This window comes from Burkholderia sp. Ac-20379 (genome assembly GCF_017104645.1).
In the GTDB taxonomy this organism is placed as follows: domain Bacteria; phylum Pseudomonadota; class Gammaproteobacteria; order Burkholderiales; family Burkholderiaceae; genus Burkholderia.
The window spans coordinates 1-3,953 of sequence record NZ_JAAGPF010000470.1 but is presented as its reverse complement, the minus strand read 5'-3'; the positions used below and the strand labels follow the sequence as shown (position 1 = coordinate 3,953).

Annotated in this window: 5 protein-coding genes; 3 read left to right on the top strand and 2 right to left on the bottom strand. The window is 67.9% G+C overall.

Going from position 1 to position 3,953, the window contains the following annotated elements; genetic code table 11:
- Window positions 1–350: 350 nt before the first annotated feature.
- Both G3N92_RS31490 and G3N92_RS31485 read right to left on the bottom strand, forming a co-directional pair.
- Complete coding sequence (locus tag G3N92_RS31490; protein WP_206131445.1) at window positions 351–956, bottom strand: GNAT family protein; 606 nt, start codon at window positions 954–956, stop codon at window positions 351–353.
- A gap of 207 nt (window positions 957–1,163) precedes the next feature.
- Window positions 1,164–2,342: a porin gene (locus tag G3N92_RS31485; RefSeq protein ID WP_206131444.1), complete on the bottom strand. Its 1,179-nt coding sequence runs from the start codon at window positions 2,340–2,342 to the stop codon at window positions 1,164–1,166.
- Window positions 2,343–2,537: 195 nt separating this feature from the next.
- Here G3N92_RS31485 and G3N92_RS31480 point away from each other — a divergent pair, with 195 nt between their 5' ends.
- The 3 genes from G3N92_RS31480 to G3N92_RS31470 form a co-directional block, all read left to right on the top strand.
- Complete coding sequence (locus tag G3N92_RS31480) at window positions 2,538–3,071, top strand: MarR family transcriptional regulator (protein ID WP_206131443.1); 534 nt, start codon at window positions 2,538–2,540, stop codon at window positions 3,069–3,071.
- 80 nt (window positions 3,072–3,151) lie between these two features.
- Entirely contained in the window at window positions 3,152–3,571 is a 420-nt protein-coding gene (locus G3N92_RS31475; protein ID WP_206131442.1) for a hypothetical protein, read from the top strand.
- Window positions 3,568–3,953 (top strand): NAD(P)H-binding protein (locus tag G3N92_RS31470; RefSeq protein ID WP_206131441.1); only part of this gene is annotated, 386 nt, incomplete at its 3' end. The genes G3N92_RS31475 and G3N92_RS31470, both read left to right, overlap by 4 nt.

The following is a 3,953-nucleotide window of genomic DNA, read 5'->3' as shown; positions in this document are numbered from 1 at the left end:
AACGCGTCGTAGCGTGCACAGCGTCGAGGACCGTGGAGACGTGGGCCTCAGTCGCTAGCGACCGTGTAGGCGGTGGTGCCGTGGCACCACGGTGCCCTCGCGCCAGGGAGCCGTGGAGCCGTGGAGCCGTGGAGCCGTGGAGCCGTGGAGCCGTGGAGCCGTGGAGCCGTGGAGCCGTCGAGCCGTCGAGCCGTCGAGCCGTCGAGCCGTGGAGCCGTCGAGCCGTCGAGCCGTTGAGCCGCTGGACAGTGGGGCCGCTGAATCGTTGGGCCGTCGCGTAGCCGAACCGCCGAACCGCCAAGCACGTCGGCACGCAGCCCACGCCCGGCCAAACGCCCCAAGGCCGCCGCTTACTTCGCCAGCAGTCCTTCGAGATGCGCGCGCGTGGCGGCCCACTCGTCGTCGATGATGCTGAAGCGCACCGAGTTGCGCTTGCGGCCGTCCGGCATGATGCGCTCGTGGCGCACCACGCCTTCCTCCTTCGCGCCGATCCGCAGGATCGCGGCGCGCGAGCGCGCGTTGAGCACGTCGGTGGTGAACTGCACGCGCACGCAGTCGAGCGTCTCGAACGCGTAGCGCAGCAGCAGGTATTTGCATTCGGTGTTGGCGCCCGAGCGCTGCATCGACGCCGACAGCCACGTATGGCCGATCTCGAGCCGCCGGTTGACGCGGTCGATCTTCCAGAAGCGCGTGCTGCCCACCACCCGGCCGCTCGCGCGCTCCACGATCGCGAACGGCATCACGGTGCCGGCGCGCTCGCCTTCGAACGCCTTCGCCAGATAGGCGGCCATGCCGGCCGGGCCGGGCACCACGGTCACCGTCAGGTTCCAGAGCTCGCCATCGGCGGCGGCGGCCACCAATGCATCAGGCGCGACTTCGCCGAGCGGGCGCAGCGTGACGAGCCGGCCGTCGAGGGTGGGCGTGGCGAGGGGAGCGGAATTCGGTTCGGCGGACATGGCGGGCATCGCGGAAGACGGCATCGGTCGGGAATGCGGCCCGACAGTATCCGCGATCCCGGCCGGAATGGGGAAGCGCACAACGGCCCGCCGCCCGCCCTGCATGAGCCCGACATGGCCCCTACATGGGCCCGATATGCGACACGGCCGGCGTCGCATCCCCGCGAAGCCGGCCGTGCCTGCCGCATGAAAGCCGCGATCAGAGCATCAGAACTTGTGGCGGATACCCACCAGCGCCAGTTCCTGGCTGCTGGTGCCCGAGTTCACGCCGAAGCTGCCGATCGACGCCTGGGCGCTGACCACCGCGCCGGCCGCGTTCAGCGTGTTGCCGCTGGCCTTCTGGTAGCCGGCCACCGCGTAGAGGTCGGTGCGCTTCGACAGCGAGTACAGCGCGCCGATGTTGACCTGGTTGTAGTGCGCCGATGCCGGGCCGGTCAGCGACGTGTAGCTGTAGCCGATACCGGTGTTCAGCGACGGCGAGAAGCGGTAGTTGAAGAAGCCCGAGCCGCTGTTGAACTTGGCGGTCGACTTGAACAGCGACAGCGAATCGCCCACGTATTGCGTGTTCGAGTACGCGATGCCGAAGGTGGCCGCGCCGAGCACGTACTGGCCGCCGGCGCGCACGATCTGGATCGACTTGGCGCTCGAGAAGCCGGTGTTGATGACGGTGTTGAACAGCGAATCCGAGGTGCTCGTCCAGGTGCGCGTGCCGCCCGCGACGGTATTGCCGCCGTTCGCGAAGAAGTAGCCGGCGCCCAGCGAAAGCGGGCCGTTCGCATACGACGCGCCGAAGCTGTAGGTCTGGCCGTTGCCCGTCTGGCCCGCCACGCCGCCGAGGCCGTACAGCGCTTCGACCTGGAAGCCGGCGATCAGCGGGCTCGTGTACTTCAGCGAGTTGCTGACGCGCAGGCTGTTGTCGTAGTTGTCGAGGTCGCCCGGCGTGGCGAACGTGCCGCCGAACGGGCCGTCTTCCGTCAGGCCCTGCACCAGGTCGACGATCGGGTCGTACTGGCGGCCGATCGTCAGCGTGCCCCAACGCTGATCGGCCAGGCCCACGATCGCCTTGCGGCCGAACTCGCGGCCGCCCTGACCGAGCGCGCCGGTGCCCACGTTGAAGCCGTTCTCGAGCTGGAAGATCGCCGCCAGGCCGCCGCCCAGGTCTTCCGTGCCGCGCAGGCCCCAACGGCTGCCCGACAGGCCGCCGCTGTTGAACTTCACCAGCGACGACTGGTTCGCGCCGTTGGCGCCCTGTGCGTTGTGGACATAAGCGATGCCGGCATCGACGATGCCGTACAGCGTGACGCTGCTTTGTGCGTGCGCCGCGGGCGCGAGGCTGGCGGCAAGGGCGGTAACGGTGGGCAGTGCGAAGTGAGAAAGGCGCTTCATTGTTATGGCTCGGTCTGTTTATTGGAAGAATCCGCACGTTAGCGAATCCCGTCCGGGCCGGAAACGAACCAATTCTGCAAAGAATATGAAAACAACAGCGGGTTGCGCCGCCTCCGGCCGCCGTGCATCCGGCTTCGCCCCAGCGCTTTATTTCTGTCTTGACAGAAATAACTGAAGGCCCGTACATTACGCTCCATGGAACTGACACCGCTAGCCGAACGATTCATTCTCCACTGGGGCGAAATGGGCTCCCGGTGGGGCGTCAACCGCACCGTCGCGCAGATTCACGCGCTGCTCTATCTGCACGGCAAGCCGATCGCCGCCGACGAGATCGCCACCGCGCTGGGCGTGGCGCGCTCGAACGTCAGCACGAGCCTGAAGGAGCTGCAATCGTGGAAGCTCGCGCGCGTCGTGCATGTGATGGGCGACCGGCGCGACCATTTCGAAACGTCCACGGACATCTGGGAGCTGTTCAAGCTGATCGTGGAAGGCCGCCGCCAGCGCGAGATCGACCCGACGCTGACGGTGCTGCGCGACACGCTCGCCAGCCCCGAGATGGCCAACGAAACGAAGGAAACCGAACAACGGATTCGCGACACGCTGCAGTTCATGGAGACGCTGACCACCTGGTCCGACGAAATGCTGCGCATGAAGCCCGATACGCTGATGAAGACGCTGGGGATCGGCGCGAAGATCAGCCAGGTCGTCCGGCGCAAGCCGGCCAAGTAAGTACGCGCGGGTGGCGACACCCGCTTTTTTTGAGCCCAATATTTCTGTCTATACAGAAATAACAGTAAGGACAATCAATCATGAACACCTCGCTCGCCCTCGCCGCCCAGTTCCTGTTGCCCGTCCCGATCGGCTATGCCATCGCCCGCTACCTGCGCGCGGTCACGCGCGATCTGCTGATCGACCTGTGCGGCACCGTCGGGCGCGCCGATTTCTGGACGCGCATCACGATGGTGATGCTGGTGCTCGGCCCGCTGGTGCTGACGCTGGCGCTCGCGACCAGCCCCGCCGCGTGCTCGGCCGACGACACGCTGTGCGTGATCGGCGCGCTGCGCATGACGGTGGTGTGGTCGCTGCTCGGCGCGATCGTACCGCTGATCGCGATCGCGTCGCGGATCGCGCGGCAGGTTCCGGTCGATGCGAACCCGGCGGCGCCGTCGCCCGCGGTTTCGCAAGCCGCCGCGCCGGTAGCCGTTGAAGCCACCGGAGCCTCGGCATGAAGGTGCTCGTGTGCGGCGCGAACGGCACCGTGGGCCGTGCGATCTGCGAACGGCTCGCGGCGCGCGGGCACGACGTGATCGCCGGAGTGCGCACGCCGCGCCAGGCCGGCGAGATCGCCATCGATTACGGACGCGATCACGACGCCGCCGTCTGGCTGCCGCGCGTCGCGGACGTGGATGCGGTGGTCAACGCCGTCGGCATCCTGAACGAGCGCGGCGGCCAGCGCTTCGACGCCGTCCATCGCGCCGCCCCGGTCGCGCTGTTCGACGCGTGCCGCGCCGCCGGCGGCCGGCGCATCGTGCAGATTTCCGCGCTCGGCGCCGAACAGGGCGCCACGCCGTTCCTGCGCAGCAAGCGCGACGCCGACCGCCATCTGCTGGA

Coding starts and splice junctions, on each gene's coding strand:
- G3N92_RS31485 (WP_206131444.1), bottom strand. CDS start 2,342: ATGAAGCGCCTTTCTCACTTCGCACTGCCCACCGTTACCGCCCTTGCC.
- G3N92_RS31475 (WP_206131442.1), top strand. CDS start 3,152: ATGAACACCTCGCTCGCCCTCGCCGCCCAGTTCCTGTTGCCCGTCCCG.
- G3N92_RS31480 (WP_206131443.1), top strand. CDS start 2,538: ATGGAACTGACACCGCTAGCCGAACGATTCATTCTCCACTGGGGCGAA.
- G3N92_RS31490 (WP_206131445.1), bottom strand. CDS start 956: ATGTCCGCCGAACCGAATTCCGCTCCCCTCGCCACGCCCACCCTCGAC.